The organism is Yersinia sp. J1, assembly GCF_050586585.1.
Taxonomy (GTDB): Bacteria; Pseudomonadota; Gammaproteobacteria; order Enterobacterales; family Enterobacteriaceae; genus Yersinia; species Yersinia entomophaga.
Map to the genome: position 1 here is coordinate 482,525 of NZ_JBOBDP010000002.1, position 18,275 is coordinate 500,799.

Genomic DNA, 18,275 nt, shown 5'->3' on the forward strand with positions numbered 1-18,275 from the left:
GGCGAAATGAAAACGCTACTGATACTAGACAGCGCGCATGGACAGGCCAGCGGCCATCTGGCGACGTTAATGCTGGGCGCCGCGGCCAGCAAAGCCGGTCTTACATGGGTTGATAAAGCGGAAGACGCGGAGCTGGTGATTGTTACCGGTTCGGCAATACCGGCCGACGGCGCATTAAACGGCAAAAAAGTGTATCTCGGCGACCTGGCTAAAGCGGTTCGCGATCCGGATGCTTTTCTGGCAGATGCCATTGCAAAAGCGCAACCTTATCAGGCTAGCGTTGAAGCTCCTGCGGCAGCATCAGCCAAAGGGCCAAAACGTATTGTGGCGGTTACTGCCTGTCCAACCGGCGTGGCGCACACCTTTATGGCTGCTGAAGCTATTGAAAGTGAAGCTAAAAAACGCGGCTGGTGGGTGAAGGTCGAAACCCGTGGCTCCGTAGGCGCTGGCAATGCGATTACGCCGGAGGAAGTGGCGGCGGCTGATTTAGTGATTGTGGCAGCCGATATTGAAGTGGATCTGGATAAATTTGCCGGTAAACCGATGTATCGCACTTCTACCGGTCTGGCGTTGAAGAAAACCGTGCAGGAATTGGATAAAGCTTTGGTTGAGGCTGAAGTGTATCAGCCGAAATCTGCCGGTAGCGCCAATACCGGCGTGAAAAAATCTGAGGGCGGTGGTGCTTATCGCCACCTGTTGACCGGTGTTTCTTACATGCTGCCGATGGTGGTTGCCGGTGGTTTGTGTATCGCGCTGTCCTTCGTATTCGGTATTAAAGCCTTTGAAGAAAAAGGGACGTTGGCTGCGGCCCTGATGCAAATCGGTGGTGGCTCTGCCTTTGCCCTGATGGTGCCGGTATTGGCCGGTTTTATTGCCTTCTCCATCGCTGACCGCCCAGGTTTAACGCCGGGTCTGATAGGCGGGATGCTGGCCGTCAGCACTGGCGCCGGTTTCCTCGGTGGGATTATCGCCGGTTTCCTCGCCGGTTATGTGGCTAAAGCCATCAGTACCAAACTGCGTTTACCGCAAAGTATGGAGGCGCTTAAGCCGATACTGATTATCCCACTGGTGGCCAGCCTGATAGTTGGTTTAGTGATGATTTATGTGGTCGGTACGCCGGTGGCAAAAATCATGAGTGGCCTGACTGCCTGGCTGCAATCCATGGGGACGGCCAATGCGGTGCTGCTGGGAGCCATTCTGGGTGCCATGATGTGTACCGATATGGGGGGGCCGGTGAACAAAGCCGCTTACGCCTTTGGTGTAGCACTGCTGAGCTCGTCAGTTTATGCACCAATGGCTGCCATCATGGCAGCGGGAATGGTGCCACCACTGGCAATGGGTCTGGCAACTCTGCTGGCACGTCATAAGTTCGACAAAGGCCAGCAGGAAGGGGGCAAAGCGGCGCTGGTACTGGGTCTGTGCTTTATCTCTGAAGGTGCGATTCCCTTCGCCGCTCGCGACCCAATGCGTGTGTTGCCGTGCTGTATCGCTGGTGGCGCGCTGACCGGTGCACTTTCTATGGCATTCGGCGCACAACTGATGGCACCTCACGGTGGTCTGTTCGTGCTGCTGATCCCTGGGGCGATTCATCCGGTACTGCTGTATCTGGTGGCGATCATCGCCGGTACTGTTTTGGCCGGTGGCTTGTACGCGATGCTGAAACGCCCTGATGCTGCATTGGTGAAAGTGGCTTAATGCATTATTAGCAACACTTAAATAGCATTAAAATAAATTATCGATACCAGTCAGTTAACCCTGACTGGTATTTTTTTATTGGAAATATAGAGTTTTATATTTCAGACGGTTAATTTGTTACTGGCCCCTTTATTAACTCGCCGTATGTATTGTTAGTCGAATAATAAATCTGACTTTGTTCAGTGTTTTTGACGTTTGATCAGAAGAATCGCAGCCCAATTCGTTATACCTCATCACTTATTTCGTCACCTTACTACGTTTTGTTTAATAAGGAGGGCGGGATGAATGGCTCTATTGTGTTAAACAAGCGTTAGAATTTGCTGACCATTAATGATGAATAATACGTCTTATCAATAAATAAGGTGTTATTACCGGAACACCTGTATCACCGCGCCGATGACGTGATTTCCCGCGATGATCTGCTCAGTACTTGCCGGCTGGATCGCGTGGTTTCGCCGGTATTTTTTCCGGGTACCATCAAACATATTCGCGATGTATTGCGCAAAACTACCTAGGCTGAAGTCATTACCCAGGCTGAAGTAATAAAGACGCATAAAAGGGGAGAGAAAGTCTATTTGAGTGGATTATCGGATAGCGGGCAGCTGCAATGGGGTAAGAATGCCAGCCAGCAGTATTGGGGGAGCGGCTCTCAACGGCGAAAAAGGCGCTGCCGAGCTGTATCTACTCAGTGGAGCTTGCCACTACAGCAAAATGCCCGTCGGGGTTAAACCCGCAGGCATACTTTAGATAATGGTGATGACTAGATTTCTTCCTGTGATTTCAGCCAGGCGATTTCTTCCGGCCAGATATCCGGGTTAACGGTTTCCAGAATCAGCGGAATATTGTCAAAACGCGGATCGCGCATAATGTAGCTGAAGACGGTTTTCCCGATGTTACCTTCGCCCAGACTGTGGTGGCGGTCGACCCGACTGTTAAATTCGCTTTTGGCATCATTCAAATGCATTCCACGTAAATATTCGAAACCGACGATCTCACCCAGCGCGGCAAAAGTATTCTGACAGTCTTCTTCTGTACGCAAATCATAGCCAGCGGCAAAGGCGTGGCAGGTATCAATACATACGCCGACGCGGCTTTTATCTTCTACACCGTCGATAATGGCGGCCAGATGTTCAAATTTGAACCCGAGATTACTGCCCTGACCAGCGGTGTTCTCGATGACGGCAGCCACGCCCTGAGTTGCATCCAGCGCGATATTGATCGATTCGGCAATGCGCGCCAGACAGCGGTCTTCATCGATTTGCATTAAATGGCTACCGGGGTGAAAGTTCAGCAAGGTCAGCCCCAGTTGCTGACAGCGCGTCAGCTCGTCGATGAAGGCTTCGCGAGATTTCTCCAGCGCTTCCGTGACCGGGTGGCCAAGGTTAATCAGGTAACTGTCGTGAGGCAAAATATGGGCGGGACTGTAGTTAAATTTCTCACAGGCTCGTTTGAATTTTTCAATCACATCTTCAGGAAGCGGAGCTGCACGCCATTGGCGCTGATTTTTAGTAAACAGGGCAAATGCGGTAGCCCCGATTTCGTTCGCCCGAATGACGGCTTGATCTACGCCGCCCGCAGCGCTGACATGTGCACCGACAAATTTCATTCAATTCTCCTTTAATCACTCGCTCATTATGACATTGATAACGACTTGATTGAATGGCTGAAGGCAGATTGCGGATAAAGGAATAAAAAACCCTCTGCCGAAGACCGGCAGAGGGTAGGATGTGACTTCAATGGGGAAATCAGCCAAGCCAATGTTGAACCAACAGATTAATGCCACCGCCGCCGATAATCAGCCAGACAAACAGCATGAGCGCCAGTAATAAAGGCTTCATTCCAGCCTGACGAATCGAGCCGATATGCGTGGTCAACCCTAGCGCGGCCATGGCCATTGCCAGCAAAATAGTGTCCAGCGTAATCAAATGGCTAACGACGGTTTCTGGCAGTAAATGCAGCGAATTGAAACCGGCCATGGCGATGAAAATCACCGCAAACCACGGAATGGTAATGGCACTTTTTTGATTCTGCGAACCGGATTCTGGCTGGCGACTGCGGCTGAGATAGGCTGACAGCACGAGCAGGAAAGGAGCCAGCATCATAACGCGAATCATTTTGGTGATGACTGCGGCATTTTCCGCATCCGAGCCGATAGCATGGCCAGCCGCGACGACCTGAGCCACTTCATGAATAGTTGAACCGGCAAAAATCCCAAAGGTTTCCTGACCGATCGGTAGCCATTGGTAGTGCAGATTTAGCTGATAAAACCACGGATAAATGAAAATGCACAAAGTACCGAAGATCACCACGGTTGCGACCGCCACCGCCACTTTACTGGCATCGGCTTTTAGCACCGGTTCGGTTGCCATCACCGCCGCAGCGCCGCAAATACTGCTACCGGCACCAATCAGCATCACGGTTTGCTGATCCAGCCCGAAAACTTTACGACCCAGCCAGCAAGCCAGCAGGAAGGTGGAGCTTAACGTCATCAGATCGATAAGCATGCCGGTTGCACCTACGTCAGCGACTTGCTGGAAGGTCAGACGAAAGCCATACAAAATGATACCCAGACGTAAAAGTTGTTGTTTTGCCAACAGCACGCCCGGTGAACAAGAAGGTTGTAGCCAGGGATACAGGGTATTGCCCACTAAAATACCGAACAATATGGCTAACGTGAGCGCCCCTAATCCCAGATTGATAAACCACGGCATATCGCCCACGTGAATCGCGGCGGCGGTCAGTGCTCCGGTTAGTACCAATCCGGGAACAAAACGCATCAGTGCCGCGGGCTGCGGCCGTTGTAGAGTCTGAATCTGGTGAGTTGCCATCGTTATCTCCTACATCCTGTAAACACGCCGAGATAGTACAGGATGTCAGAAGATTAGATAAATTGATTATATGGTTATAACTTATTTGTATAAGTGGTAAGGTGCGCGTTTTTCAACCGGAAAATAGATAAGCCGAAGTGGCCTACCCCAGTTTGAGCGCTTTCGTTGATTAATTATCCTATTGATAGAGTGTCAACTGCGGCTCGGGCGTGAGTCCCCATGCCTTTGGTCGAATGTTTGTCGGTTCATACTTTTTCCGAATATATAATCAAAAAAATGGTTACGACCTACTATCGCCTTACTGTTTATGCGTGAAAATAAATTCGCTGGTATACTGAGCATTGTAATTAGAGGTTTAACGTTTGAATGAAAAATACTAAAAAATATGAAAAATCGCTGCTGGCAATTATGTTGTTCACGGCAGTGTTATATCTTTTGATGCCTCCTGCGCTTATCGCCTATTTTTTCGGACTCTATAATCTGAATCCTTTTTCAATTGGCAACCTGCCGCATTTCAATCCGTTTAACACCGAACGTGGGTTGCCGCTGCACCAAATCTACTGTTATCTGCTGCTAGCCTGGCTGTTGCTGAATGGTCTGATAATTTTGGTTATCAACTTAATTCATCTGGTTTTTTTTCGATCTGGTGATGATGAATAACCACTGCATTAGCATTTATCAGTATTTTATTCGGCAATACCCGGCGCTTTTCTATAAAGGTGTTACCCTTAATACGATAATTATCAGCGGTAATACGGCACTAACTCGTAGCCACGCATCTTTATAACATTGTAAATTATAGGGTTGTGTTAAAACGCGGCGTTCAAAGCCAGCGTATTGAGGGCAGGGCTGCCAATTTCAATTACAGAGACTGTTATGCATATCACCTTGCGTCAGCTTGAAGTATTTACTGAGGTATTGAAAAGTGGTTCTACGACCCAGGCTTCGGTGGTTTTGGCATTGTCACAATCTGCTGTTAGCGCTGCGTTAGCTGATTTAGAAGGTCAATTAGGCGTGCAATTGTTCGACCGGGTGGGGAAACGCCTGGTGATAAACGAGCATGGGCGCCTGCTCTATCCTAAGGCTGTAGCCTTATTAGAGCAGACCAGTGAGATAGAAGAACTCTTCCGACAGGATGTTGGGTCACTCCGCATCGCTGCCAGTAGCACCATTGGCAATTATATGCTGCCCGCTATGTTGGCGCGCTATCGTCATGATTTTCCTGCAACTCCGTTAGAACTGAATATTGGCAACAGCCTGGATGTCATTACCGCCGTGGCTGATTTCCGGAGCGATCTTGGACTGATCGAAGGGCCGTGCCATATGCCTGAATTGGTCACCCAAACCTGGCTCAGTGACGAGCTGGTGGTGTTTGCTTCTCCAGATAATCCATTGTGCCATAAGCCGATTACGTTGGATGAACTGGCTGACGCCGTATGGATTTTGCGTGAGCGAGGTTCGGGAACGCGTGAGGTGTTGGATCACTTGCTGCTGACCCATTTGCCACACTTCACTTTACTGATGGAATTGGGCAATTCGGAAGCGATAAAGCATGCGGTGCGCTATGGCATGGGCATTAGCTGTCTTTCCCGGCGAGTCATCGCCGAGCAGCTCGCGAACGGCAGTTTGGTGGAGATATCACTGCCGCTACCGCCGTTGGTGCGGACGCTATATCTGGTTCATCATCGGCAAAAGCATCTGTCCAACGCGCTGCAACGTTTCCTGAGTTACTGTACTGAGACAGAGTAATCCCGATTTCGAGTTATGGATATTCCAGAGGTTCCCCCGTGATTGTGTTGATATTTTAGACAAAACCGCCTTTTTCATTAGGATTTCACTAATAATCTGATGGCGATCATGAAGGTATCTTATATCAGCGCATTCAGACTACCCACGCTGGCGGGATTTGTTACAATTCCGCCTCGTTTTTTTCAGGGCAGATTAGGTAAGAATGGCTCAGACAGATAATAAAATCCCCGTGCAGCATGGCGCGCAGAGATTACGCCGCGAGCTGAAATCGCGGCATTTAGCCATGATCGCTATCGGTGGCTCTATTGGTACCGGCCTGTTTGTCGCCTCGGGCGCTACGGTTTCGCAGGCAGGGCCAGGCGGAGCATTGCTCTCGTACGCACTGATCGGCTTGATGGTGTATTTCCTGATGACCAGCCTGGGCGAATTAGCTGCCTTTATGCCGGTTTCAGGCTCATTTTCCACCTACGGTTCCAAATATGTAGAAGAAGGTTTCGGCTTCGCGCTGGGCTGGAACTATTGGTATAACTGGGCGGTCACTATCGCCGTGGATCTGGTTGCGGCGCAGTTAGTCATGAACTATTGGTTCCCGGAAACTCCCGGATGGATCTGGAGCGCACTGTTCCTGGGGCTGATGTTCCTGCTGAATTACATTTCCGTTAAAGGTTTTGGCGAAGCGGAATATTGGTTCTCACTGATTAAAGTCACTACGGTTATCGTGTTCATCATCATCGGCGTACTGATGATTGTGGGCATCATGAAAGGTGGTGAAAGTGCGGGTTGGCACAACTGGACGATTGGCGATGCACCGTTTGCCGGTGGCTTCTCTGCGATGATTGGCGTGGCGATGATTGTCGGTTTCTCTTTCCAGGGCACCGAATTGATCGGTATTGCTGCCGGTGAATCGAAAGATCCGGGTAAAAATATCCCGAGAGCCATTCGCAAAGTGTTCTGGCGTATTCTGCTGTTCTATATTCTGGCAATTCTGATTATCAGCCTCATTATTCCTTATACCGATCCGAACCTGTTGCGCAACGATGTCAAAGACATCAGCGTCAGTCCGTTCACTCTGGTATTCCAGAACGCCGGCCTGCTATCCGCTGCGGCGGTGATGAATGCGGTCATTCTGACGGCGGTATTGTCTGCGGGTAACTCGGGTATGTACGCTTCGACCCGTATGCTGTTCACGTTGGCCTCGGAAGGTAAAGCGCCGCGTATCTTCGCCAAACTGTCCAAAGGCGGTGTGCCGCGTAACGCGCTGTATGCCACCACGGTGGTCGCTGGTTTGTGCTTCCTGAGCTCAATGTTCGGTAACCAAACGGTTTATCTGTGGTTACTGAATACTTCAGGTATGACCGGCTTTATCGCTTGGTTGGGGATTGCTATCAGTCATTACCGTTTCCGTCGCGGTTATATGAAGCAGGGCCGTGATCTTAACGATTTGCCATACCAGTCCGGGTTTTTCCCGCTGGGGCCAATTTTCGCCTTCGTGCTGTGCCTGATTATCACTCTGGGCCAGAACTATCAGGCGTTCCTGCAAGATCGCATCGACTGGTACGGCGTGACCGCAACCTATATCGGCATTCCACTGTTCCTGGTTATCTGGTTTGGCTACAAGCTGACTCGTGGAACCAAAGTAGTAAAATACGATGAAATGGAATTCCCGAAATGGAAAGATGAACATTAAGGTTTATTGTTTGCTTCGCTGAAAGCGTTCGGCAATATAAATTAATGTGATAGAAGGGCGATTATTTAATCGCCCTTTTTTAATGGGAATAATTCTCACCTTATTGTTTTTATGAAATCTTGGGCAAAAATTTTCGTGAAGATTGGTCGGATCTGTTTATTTAAGCTGACGGAAATGAAACGGGTAGGTTAATTTATTTTTATAAAATAGGTATTTACAAAAGATTACATTCAATAACCTTTAGCAATCTTATTGATAAGTATTATCGTTTGTTTTATTGTTAGCGCCATCTTATAAAGACGACCAAGGATATCTGCGTGAAATCTGTATCACGGAAAATGGCTAAAGGTGTAAGTATCAGTCTTTTGATGGGCAGCACATTAATGGCGGGTTTTAGCGCCTGGGCTGAAAATATTACTGATATGGCAGGGCGTTCGGTAGAAATTCCGGCCAAAGTCGATCGCATTTTATTAGGTGAAGGACGCTTATTCTACGCAGTCTCTCTGCTGGAAGGCAAAAAGCCCTTCGACCGAATTGTCGGCTGGCAGGGTGACTTCCGTAAACTGGATACCCAAACCTACGCCGTTTATAAAGCCAAATTCCCGCAGGTTGATAATATTCCGTTGATAGGCAATACCACTGCCGACAGTATCAGCCCGGAAAAAGTCCTGACGCTGAATCCCGATATCGCTATTTTTGGTTTATCTGGTCACGGACCGGGTAAAAACAGCGAATTGGTCAACCAGTTAGAGAAAGCCGGTGTGCCGGTGGTGTTCGTTGATTTCCGCACTTCTCCGCTGAAAAATACCCTGCCAAGTATGCGTGTATTGGGGAAAGTGTTGCACCGCGAACAGCAAGCCAATGATTACATCAAATTCTATGAAGATAATGTCCGTAAAGTGACTGACATTACCAACACCGTTCCCGCCGAGAAAAAACCAAGCGTGTTCATCGAGCTGCGTGCTGGCGCGATGGAAGAGTGCTGCGGCACTGCCGGTAAAGGTAACATGGGTGACTTTATCGATCAGGCCGGCGGTAATAACATCGCTAAAAACCTGCTGCCGGGAGCACTGGGTACGGTAAATCTGGAGAAAGTGCTTTCGGCTAATCCTGATATCTATATTGCTAGTGGTGGTAAAGCGCCGGACAATAACGCACCGGGCATATCTTTGGGGGCGCAAGTAACCCAAGAACAGGCTCAGGCAAGTCTGCAAAAGATTCTGGATCGTAAAGGCATCAATACCCTAAGTGCGGTAAAAGAGGGGCGAAGCTACGGTATCTGGCACAATTTCTACAACTCTCCTTATAACGTTTTAGCGATTCAGAGCTTTGCTAAATGGTTCTATCCGGAACAATTTGCCGACCTCGATCCAAATAAAACCATGGACAGCCTGTATTCTCAGTTCCTGGCTATTGAGCCAACCGGGACATATTGGGTTGATTCAAAGAAATAGTCTGTAACAGGTAACTGAAACAATGAGTGTAACTGCGGAACCCTTACCAAAAGTGAAAAGTCAGACTGATACCGGCGTCATGGGGCGCTATCAAAACATAGTGCGCCATCGATTGTTAATTTTGGCGGTATTGGCTTTGGCAATCCTCGGCTGCCTGCTGTTGGATTTCACCATGGGACCTTCCGGGTTATCACTCTCCTCCCTGTGGCAGACGCTGGTTGACCCTGCCAGCGCCGATGCGGGCACCCGAGTTATCGTGTGGGATATTCGTTTGCCTTATGCATTGATGGCGGTAGTGATCGGGCTTTCCCTCGGTTTGGCCGGTGCTGAAATGCAAACCATCCTGAATAACCCGCTGGCGAGTCCCTTTACTCTTGGGGTTTCCTCAGCGGCGGCTTTCGGCGCTGCGCTGGCGATAGTCTCCGGCATTGGCATTCCGGGGGTTCCGGATCAGTGGTTTATCTCGGTTAACGCCTTTATCTTTGCGTTGTTCGCGGCGTTGATGCTGGACGGCATTACGCGTTGGACGCGGGTGGCGACCTCCGGCGTGGTGTTATTTGGTATCGCGCTGGTATTCACCTTTAACGCATTGGTTTCCATGATGCAGTTCATCGCCAGCGAAGATACGCTGCAAGGGCTGGTATTCTGGACCATGGGCAGCCTGGCGCGAGCCTCTTGGACCAAACTGGGCATTATGCTCGGCATTTTTGCTCTGATGTTGCCTCTTTCCATGATGAGTTCATGGAAGCTGACTGCGCTGCGTTTGGGCGAAGATCGCGCCATTAGCTTTGGTATTGATGTGCGTCGCCTGCGTTTAGGCACTTTGTTGCGCATCAGTATGTTATCGGCTCTGGCGGTGGCATTCGTCGGCCCGATAGGCTTTATCGGTCTGGTTGCACCGCACATTGCCCGTATGATTTTCGGTGAAGATCACCGCTTTTATCTGCCAGCCAGCGCCCTGATTGGCGCATTGGTATTGTCTATGGCTTCCGTCGCATCGAAAAACCTGATTCCGGGCGTTATTATTCCCGTCGGCATCGTTACATCGCTGGTGGGCGTGCCGTTCTTCCTGAGTATTATTTTGCGCCATCGGGGGAATGTATGAATTCAGGTTTACGTATTGAGCATTTTAATACCGGCTATCCAAAACGTCCGGTTATTCAGAATCTGAGCGTACCTTTGCTGCCGCGTGGCAAGATCACCGTGTTGCTGGGGCCAAACGGCAGCGGGAAGTCCACGTTATTGCGTTCTTTAGCCGGTTTGAACCGAGCGGAAGGGCAGCTATGGCTGGATGGTAAAGATTTGATGCAAATGCCTTTTGCGCAACGAGCCGAACAAGTGGTGTATTTGCCGCAGTCGTTACCGGCCGGCGTGCATTTGCACGTATTGGAATCGATTATTGTCGCGCAGCGGGCGTCCGGTGGCCGTAGTCATGCCAGCAGCGAAGCGGAAGTCATGGCGTTGCTGGAGCAACTGGGTATTTCCCATCTGGCTTTAAGTTATCTGGATCAACTTTCCGGCGGTCAGAAGCAGTTAGTGGGTTTGGCTCAGTCGTTGATCCGCCAGCCATCGCTGTTATTGCTGGATGAACCGCTGAGCGCCTTGGATCTTAACTACCAATTCCACGTTATGGACCTGGTGCGGCAGGAAACCCAAAAGCGCAACATTATTACCGTTGTGGTGGTGCACGATATCAATATCGCTTTGCGTCACGGTGACCACGTTTTGATGTTGCAAAACGGTAATCTGATTGCCGATGGCGTACCGGAAGACGTGATTACTCCAGCTAGTCTGGCGAAGGTGTATGGCGTTAAAGGGCGAATTGAACGCTGTTCCCAAGGCACACCTCAAGTATTAATTGATGGATTAGTCACCGAACCGACAATTTAATTATATATTCTCACCGCCTTATTAAATTATTTCACATAAATAAGGCGGTGATATTAAGCCGTGCCCCGAAGTTATTATAAAAATAAAATTCAAGTGGAAATTCCGGAAGCAGTATTTCTGTTTCAATGAGCAATGACTCTAAATATATAAAAATAATATTTATACATTTCAATACCTCATGGAGAATGGTAATGGCAGTCTTTAGCAAAACGAAAACAGCGGTATTGATTACTGCTGCGATATTATCTGCCCAATCGCAGGCAGATAATAAAAATACCGCATCGACAGATACTCTGGTTGTTACCGCAACCGGTTTCCAGCAGCGTATTCAGGATTCGGCCGCATCTATCTCTGTAGTCACGCGTCAACAGATTGAGAATAAAGCCTATCGTGATGTGACCGATGCGTTGAAAGACGTTCCTGGCGTAGTTGTCACCGGCGGCGGCAGTAAAACTGATATCAGCATTCGTGGTATGGCGGCGAAATATACTCTGATTCTGGTGAACGGTAAACGGGTGGATACTCGCAGTACGCGCCCGAACAGCGATGGCTCCGGTATTGAGCAGGGCTGGTTACCACCGTTATCTGCCATTGAGCGCATTGAAGTGGTGCGCGGGCCGATGTCTTCCCTGTATGGCTCCGATGCCATGGGCGGGGTTATCAACATTATTACCCGTAAAGTTGGCAAAGAGTGGTCCGGTTCCCTGCGTGCGGATGCCACCTTGCAGGAAGATTCTAAATCCGGCGATATGTTCCAGACTAACGCCTATGCCTCCGGCCCGTTAATCGACGGTTTATTAGGATTAAAAGTCAGCGGTCTGCTTTCACATCGCAGCGAAGATAAAATCATTGACGGTTATAATGAACAGAGAATGCGTAATGGTGCTGCGACATTTAGTTTAACACCGGATGATAAAAACGAATTTGATTTTGAATTGGGTCATTATGTTCAAGATAGAAATGTGACGCCGGGTTATTCTGTCAAGAAAACAGATAAAAATAACGACGTTCAGTATGACCGAAATAACTATTCTATTACACATAATGGTTATTATGATTTCGGTAATTCAACCAGCTATGTTCAACGTGATGAAACGCGTAATCCATCGCGGAAAATGAAAAGCGTCGATAATGTCTTTAATACCCAAACGTCTTTCCTGCTAGATAATCACACATTAATTCTGGGCGGCCAATATCGCTTTGAAGAATTGTATGATGACAATAATCAGCTCAGCACGGCTAAAGATCTCAAGAAATTAAGCCGCTGGAGTTGGGCGCTGTTTGTCGAAGACGAATGGCAAATGACCAACGATTTCGCTCTGACCGGCGGTATTCGTATGGATCAGGATCAGAACTACGGGACTCACTGGACGCCGCGCTTGTATGGTGTATGGCATCTGGCTGAGGAATGGACGCTGAAAGGCGGCGTTTCTGCTGGTTATCGCTCACCTGATTTGCGTCAGGCAACGGATAATTGGGGACAATTAACGGGCGGTGGTAATGGTGCTCCGGCAATAATCATGGGGAACTCCAGCCTAAAACCGGAAAAAAGCGTGAGTGAAGAGATTGGCGTCCTTTGGGATAACCAGGATGATCTCAATGCCGGTATTACCGTCTTTAATACCCATTTCCGCGATAAAATAACGGAAAGTAGACAGTGTACTGATGTTGATGCAAGTGGCGAACCGAGTGGTGCGGCTTCTGGCCAGTGTAGGGTCAATGGTGAAAACTTCCAGTATATCAATGAGCGTCTTAACGTTGATGAAGCGACCATGCGCGGCGTTGAGGCGACATTCAATTGGGATATCAGCAAGGATTGGACTTTAGGTTCTAGCTATACATTTACTCAATCTAAGCAAAAAAGCGGCAAATTCTCTGGTCAACCGTTAAACCAAATGCCTAAACATATGGTAAACGCTACGCTGGACTGGAAAACGAGCGAAGACTTAGCGACCTGGATTCGGGCTAATTACCGTAGTAAAACCTCTGAATATCTGGATCGTACCAACCTGAAAGGCCGCACGCCGTCTTATACCTTTGTAGACCTAGGTGCTAACTATAAGCTCACTAAAGAACTCCGTTTAATGGGCGGTGTATACAACGTATTGGATAAGCGCGTTGATACCACGGTTAGCGACAAAGTGCTGGACGGTCGTCGTTATATGGTTGGTGTTAATTACGATTTCTGATTTTTTCTTAATTAAAGCGATTGATGAAGCCACTGAAAAGTGGCTTTTTTTATTCAATCTTGTCGTGGGGGAGCAGGTTGATGAATTTCTCGATTTTGCTTCCTTCGTGCTTTTTATGGTTTTCAAAATATGAACTTTGAACTTTGAACTTTGAACTTTGAACTTTGAACTTTGAACTTTGAACTTTGAACTTTGAACTTTGAACTTTGAACTTTGAAATCGGATCAGGTTTCAGTTGATATTTGCTTTGTGAATATTTCACTTCTACAGCCTCAACCAAGTCAAAGCGCGCAGGCGCGAGTCTTAACCATCCGCGCCTCCGCACAAAGCCGCTTGCTTCACAGGACACCTCGTTCATCACACCGGCTGACGGGCGCCTCCCTGCTAATGGCGTCTCGCTCCGCCGTCCACGGCGGGTTGCCCTATCCTCTGTTCTTCATTCAGCAGGCTGCGATGTGCTCTTATCTTAAAGGCCGAATTAAAAACACAGAAAACCGAACTATAAAGCTTTCAAAACATGATCCTGCCTGAATTATCGAAAACCCTCACCGCTTTTGTATATACGTCAACGCCAACGCTAGCGCCAAAACCAACCCTTTAATAATATCCATTGCATAGTAAGGCACTGAAAGCATCACCAAGCCATTTTGCAGCACGCCGAGAATCACCGCGCCAATCAGGGTGCCAAAGGCGTTTGGTTTGCCTGAGCCTGCCAGTGAAAAACCGATATAGGCCGCGGCCACCGCGTCCATCAGGTAACCGCTACCGGCGTTAACCTGTGAAGAACCGATGCGGGAAGCGAGCAAAATGCCGCCCAACGCAGCCAGCTGTGAGGAAAGCACATAGGCCAAAACCCGATAACGAACCGTGCGAATACCGGACAACCGTGCCGCTTCAGGATTGCCGCCAATGGCATACATACGACGGCCATGCTTGGTTAGCGATAGATAAAGCTGCACCACTAATGTCACAATGAGCATAATAATCACGATGACAGGGACTTGCCCCAACGCCGAAAACATCTCCGGAATCAGCCCTTCGGCCATATCGCCACTCGGCAACAGCATATTCTGGGTGATAGAACCGCCGTAGCTGTAGGTCATCGCCACGCCTTGAATGACAAATAAGCTGGCTAGCGTCGCCAACATATCGGGGATCTTCAGTACCACAATCAGGAAAGCGTTAAACAACCCGACCAAACCGCACACCAGCAAAGTCACAATGATAGCGCCGGTGGTACCGAAGCCGTACCAGACAAACAGCGACACCACTACTGCGTTGGCCAGTGAAGCGGTAGAGCCAACGGAAAGATCGAAACCGCCGATAGATAGTGATATCGATACGCCGATGGCGATCACCGTGACAATAGCGATAGATCGTAAAATATTGATGATATTGTTCGGATCAAGGAAGTTATCCGAAGCCAGACCAAACAGGGCGATCAACGCAACAACGGTAAGTAACATCCCCCACTTATACAGAAAATCAAATAGCTGATGACGCCAGGGCTGCACATTAGGTAGGGGCGAATCTTTACTCACGCGGGTGTTCCTCCGGTTGAAAATAGTAATAGCGTTTCTTCGTTAATTTCTGCGGCGTTCAGCTCGGCCACGATGCGACCATCCCACAGCACGCAAATTCGGTCACATAGGCCTACCAGTTCGGAGAATTCACCCGAGGCATAGATAATGCCTTTGCCCTGACGCGCCAAATCGTCGATCAGGCCGAATAGTTCCTGTTTGGCTTTGATATCAACGCCTTTGGTCGGTTCATCGAAAATCAGTATCTGTGCGTCTCCCCGTAGCCATTTACCGATAGCCACTTTTTGTTGATTGCCTCCGGAGAGTCGAGCCAATTTCTGCTGCGGCGCAGAGGTACGTATCCCTAAGCGCTGAATCAGTGTTTTAGCCCAGTTTAATTCCTGTCGGCGGCTGAAAATGCTCCAGCGGGAGAAACTGTCGTCGGCGCATACACTCAGATTCATAGGAATGCTTTCGTGAATAAAAATGCCTTCTTTGCGCCGTTCTTCCGGCACCAGCGCCAATCCTTGCGTCACTGAACGATCCGGCGAATGCGGTTGCCAGCGCTGACCACGTAATTCCGCCTGTTTCACCGTACAGGGCATCGCGCCAAACAGCGCTTTGCACAACTCGGTTTTTCCTGCGCCTGCCAAACCGGCAATGCCTAAAATTTCCCCTTGATTTAGCTGGAGGCTGATATCGCGCAGTTTATGTGGATCACGCAATCCACTGACGCTCAAAAGGGTTTTATCGCTGCAGGGCGGGCGGCGGGGAGGGAATATATCGTCTAGCTGATGACCCAGCATTTTCTCGACGATTTGCTCACTGCTCAGCCCGGCCATAGCGCCGTGGCTGATAAATCGCCCGTCTCGCAACACGGTAATCTGATCGCAAATCTCGCGTAATTCATGGATGCGGTGAGAAATAAATACGATAGCAATACCTTCCGATTTCAGGCGGCGTACCACCGTAAACAGACGGGCGCTTTCTTCCTGATCCAGCGGAGCCGTTGGCTCATCCAGAATCAAAAAACGACAGTGGTGGGAAAGGGCGCGCGCTAGCAGCACCTGCTGTTTTTCTGCCAGGGTGCAGGATTCCAAGCGCTGGCGAACGTTCAGCGGTAAACCCAATTGTTGGAGCAACTGCTCAGCCTGACGATAAAGCCGCGGCCAGTTGAACAGGTGGCCCGATTCTGCCAGCGTTGCCAGCATAATATTTTCTGCTACCGACAAGCTTGGCACCAAAGCAACATCTACCTCTTGCTGCACCACGTGAATTCCGAGCTGTTTAGCCTGAAGCGGCGAATGAATATCTACCCGCTGTCCGTCGATGAAAATTTCACCACTGTAGTGACCGTGCGCACCGGAAAGGATCGCCATTAGCGTTGATTTTCCCGCTCCGTTGGCTCCTACCAGTGCATGGGTTGATCCGCCTTCCAGCGAGAAATCGACCTGCTGTAAGGCATGAAAACCGGAAAACGAGAGTGAAATATTGCGCATTTCCAGGCGAGAAGGGGTGAGGGTAGGCATAAGTTTCTGTAACGGCCCCGCTAAATAGGTGAATACCGCCCAATAGTTAGCTTTATCGGTGGGGTAATAAAAACGTTTCGTCAGGCGAAAATCGTAAAAAAAACGTCAAAAAATGCGCTTGTTCTCGGTGTTTTTTAACATGTTTTAAATCATTAGCAATGAACTAATAGGGTTAAGCTATAGCAAATAATTATTAAACATCTTTGGCTTAGCCATTAAGATGAATCAGACCGGACAGGATTAAGACAGGTTAGAAAGTAATAATAATCGCCGTTGATAACAACTGAAAAAAATTCATAACATCAGCAAGGAAATGGCATGAGTGCGAACACAATCCGCGTGCAGGTAGGGCCTGCCAACTATTATTCTTTTACCGGTGCTATCGATAAGCTGAGTGAATTCTATCCACAGCCCGTATTGGAAAAAGCGCTGTGGATTTATGGTGAACGAGCATTAAACGCCGCGCAGGATTATCTGCCAGCGGAATTTCATTCCGCCAATGCTATTAAGGCGCGCTTTAACAGCCATTGCAGTGAATCCACCGTGGCAGAACTGGTCAGTGTGGCCGGTTCCGAGCGCCAGGTGGTGATCGGCGTTGGCGGCGGTGGCGTCCTGGATACCGCTAAAGTGGTAGCACGACGCTTAGGCCTACCGCTGGTGGTCATTCCTACCATTGCCGCGACCTGCGCCGCCTGGACGCCTCTATCCGTGTGGTATACCGAGCAGGGGCAGGCGCTGAATTATGAAATTTTCAATGATGCTAACCATTTGGTTTTGGTTGAACCGCGTATTATTTTGCAGGCTCCTGTGGCCTATCTGCTGGCCGGTATCGGCGATACCTTGGCTAAATGGTATGAAGCCGTTGTATTAAGCAGCGATCCTAAATCCTTACCGTTGACGGTGCGTCTGGGTCTACAGGCGGCGCTGGATGTGCGTAATGTTCTATTGGAACAGAGCGAGGCGGCATTGCAGGCAGTCGCGCGGCGCGAATTAACGCAGGATTTCCTCGATGTAGTTGACGCAATTATTGCCGGTGGCGGCATGGTGGGGGGATTAGGCGAGCGTTTCACCCGCGTGGCGGCGGCGCATGCGGTACACAACGGATTGACGGTATTGCCGCAAACCGCACGTTTCCTGCATGGAACAAAAGTGGCCTACGGAATTCTGGTACAAACCGCTTTGCTGGGGCAGGAACAGGCGTTGAAAGACCTGATTGCTGCCTTTAAAGTCTGGGGCTTACCAACCCATCTGGCCGCGCTAGACGTCAATATTCGCGACCGTGATGCCATTGAACAAGTGATTACCCGAATTCTTAAGCCGGGAGAGTCCATCCACGCACTGCCAATTAGCCTGAATAAACAGAAAATACGGGCGGCAATTGAGCAGGTAGACATCGCTGCGCAGGCCTTATAAGGCGTGGTAAGGGCTTTTTTTCTTCGCAGAGCGAAATAAACTGGTTTGGGATGGTTTTAACGTCTTGTCTTTTCATCTCGGATTAGGGCAGAATACGCGCCAAGAAATAGCCGACGTTTTAAATAACTCGTCGGTTATTTTTTTGCATTCGTGTTTTCACAAATCAAGAGGCCGGGCATCGATCCGGATAGATAAATAGGTCCGCGTGCGATTATTCACACCATGAAATCGCCGTTATGAGGAAAGAAAGATGGGGCAATTGTTCACTTTAGCGTCGGTGCCTACCGGCATGCGCTGCACACGCAGCGATTATGGGGCAGC

General features: G+C 49.2%; 14 protein-coding genes and 1 pseudogene. 10 read left to right on the forward strand and 5 right to left on the reverse strand.

The features are described 5' to 3' along the window. Positions 1-6: 6 nt before the first annotated feature. The 3 genes and pseudogenes from fruA to ACQ4OC_RS06785 all read left to right on the forward strand — a co-directional run bounded on the left by fruA (position 7) and on the right by ACQ4OC_RS06785 (position 2,442). Positions 7-1,695: a PTS fructose transporter subunit IIBC gene (fruA, locus tag ACQ4OC_RS06775; protein ID WP_064517451.1), complete on the forward strand. Its 1,689-nt coding sequence runs from the start codon at positions 7-9 to the stop codon at positions 1,693-1,695. Positions 1,696-2,036: 341 nt separating this feature from the next. After that, a pseudogene (locus ACQ4OC_RS06780) lies at positions 2,037-2,207 on the forward strand (winged helix-turn-helix domain-containing protein); the annotation flags it as partial. Between the two features lie 106 nt (positions 2,208-2,313). After that, the gene (locus ACQ4OC_RS06785) at positions 2,314-2,442 is read left to right on the forward strand and encodes a hypothetical protein (RefSeq protein WP_256966685.1); all 129 of its coding nucleotides are present in this window, start codon (positions 2,314-2,316) and stop codon (positions 2,440-2,442) included. A 13-nt stretch (positions 2,443-2,455) separates the two neighbouring features. Here the strand turns inward: ACQ4OC_RS06785 and nfo are convergent, their stop codons facing one another. Both nfo and ACQ4OC_RS06795 read right to left on the reverse strand, forming a co-directional pair. After that, on the reverse strand, positions 2,456-3,301 hold the full coding sequence (gene nfo / locus ACQ4OC_RS06790) for a deoxyribonuclease IV (protein ID WP_064517454.1): 846 nt from the start codon (positions 3,299-3,301) through the stop codon (positions 2,456-2,458). A gap of 139 nt (positions 3,302-3,440) precedes the next feature. Continuing rightward, positions 3,441-4,523 carry a YeiH family protein gene (locus ACQ4OC_RS06795; RefSeq protein WP_064517457.1) on the reverse strand — a complete coding sequence of 361 codons (1,083 nt, stop codon included), beginning with the start codon at positions 4,521-4,523 and terminating at the stop codon, positions 3,441-3,443. Positions 4,524-5,399: 876 nt separating this feature from the next. Here ACQ4OC_RS06795 and yieE point away from each other — a divergent pair. The 6 genes from yieE (at position 5,400) to ACQ4OC_RS06825 (ending at position 13,492) form a co-directional block, all read left to right on the forward strand. Continuing rightward, positions 5,400-6,272, forward strand: coding sequence for a DNA-binding transcriptional regulator YeiE (yieE, locus tag ACQ4OC_RS06800; protein WP_064517463.1), 873 nt, complete (start codon positions 5,400-5,402; stop codon positions 6,270-6,272). Between the two features lie 202 nt (positions 6,273-6,474). Then, positions 6,475-7,959: an amino acid permease gene (locus ACQ4OC_RS06805; protein ID WP_064517466.1), complete on the forward strand. Its 1,485-nt coding sequence runs from the start codon at positions 6,475-6,477 to the stop codon at positions 7,957-7,959. A 338-nt stretch (positions 7,960-8,297) separates the two neighbouring features. Then, the gene (locus ACQ4OC_RS06810; protein WP_371112910.1) at positions 8,298-9,413 is read left to right on the forward strand and encodes an ABC transporter substrate-binding protein; all 1,116 of its coding nucleotides are present in this window, start codon (positions 8,298-8,300) and stop codon (positions 9,411-9,413) included. Positions 9,414-9,435: 22 nt separating this feature from the next. Then, positions 9,436-10,518 (forward strand): FecCD family ABC transporter permease, encoded by a 1,083-nt coding sequence (locus tag ACQ4OC_RS06815; RefSeq protein ID WP_064517472.1) that lies wholly within the window; start codon positions 9,436-9,438, stop codon positions 10,516-10,518. Then, positions 10,515-11,303, forward strand: a complete 789-nt coding sequence (locus tag ACQ4OC_RS06820; RefSeq protein WP_120806286.1) for an ABC transporter ATP-binding protein — start codon at positions 10,515-10,517, stop codon at positions 11,301-11,303. Before ACQ4OC_RS06815 ends, ACQ4OC_RS06820 begins: the two co-directional genes overlap by 4 nt. 185 nt (positions 11,304-11,488) lie before the next feature. After that, entirely contained in the window at positions 11,489-13,492 is a 2,004-nt protein-coding gene (locus ACQ4OC_RS06825) for a ligand-gated channel protein (protein ID WP_064517477.1), read from the forward strand. A 49-nt stretch (positions 13,493-13,541) separates the two neighbouring features. Here the strand turns inward: ACQ4OC_RS06825 and ACQ4OC_RS06830 are convergent, their stop codons facing one another. The 3 genes from ACQ4OC_RS06830 to ACQ4OC_RS06840 form a co-directional block, all read right to left on the reverse strand. Further along, positions 13,542-13,850 (reverse strand): hypothetical protein, encoded by a 309-nt coding sequence (locus ACQ4OC_RS06830; RefSeq protein ID WP_430971037.1) that lies wholly within the window; start codon positions 13,848-13,850, stop codon positions 13,542-13,544. A gap of 187 nt (positions 13,851-14,037) precedes the next feature. Beyond that, complete coding sequence (locus ACQ4OC_RS06835) at positions 14,038-14,958, reverse strand: ABC transporter permease (RefSeq protein WP_371112914.1); 921 nt, start codon at positions 14,956-14,958, stop codon at positions 14,038-14,040. A gap of 71 nt (positions 14,959-15,029) precedes the next feature. After that, positions 15,030-16,541, reverse strand: a complete 1,512-nt coding sequence (locus ACQ4OC_RS06840; protein WP_064517483.1) for a sugar ABC transporter ATP-binding protein — start codon at positions 16,539-16,541, stop codon at positions 15,030-15,032. Positions 16,542-16,859: 318 nt separating this feature from the next. On the opposite strand from ACQ4OC_RS06840, the gene ACQ4OC_RS06845 reads away from it, so the two are divergent. After that, a complete protein-coding gene (locus ACQ4OC_RS06845) occupies positions 16,860-17,954 on the forward strand; it encodes an oxidoreductase (protein WP_064517486.1) in 1,095 nt (364 codons plus the stop codon). Positions 17,955-18,275 lie beyond the last annotated feature (321 nt).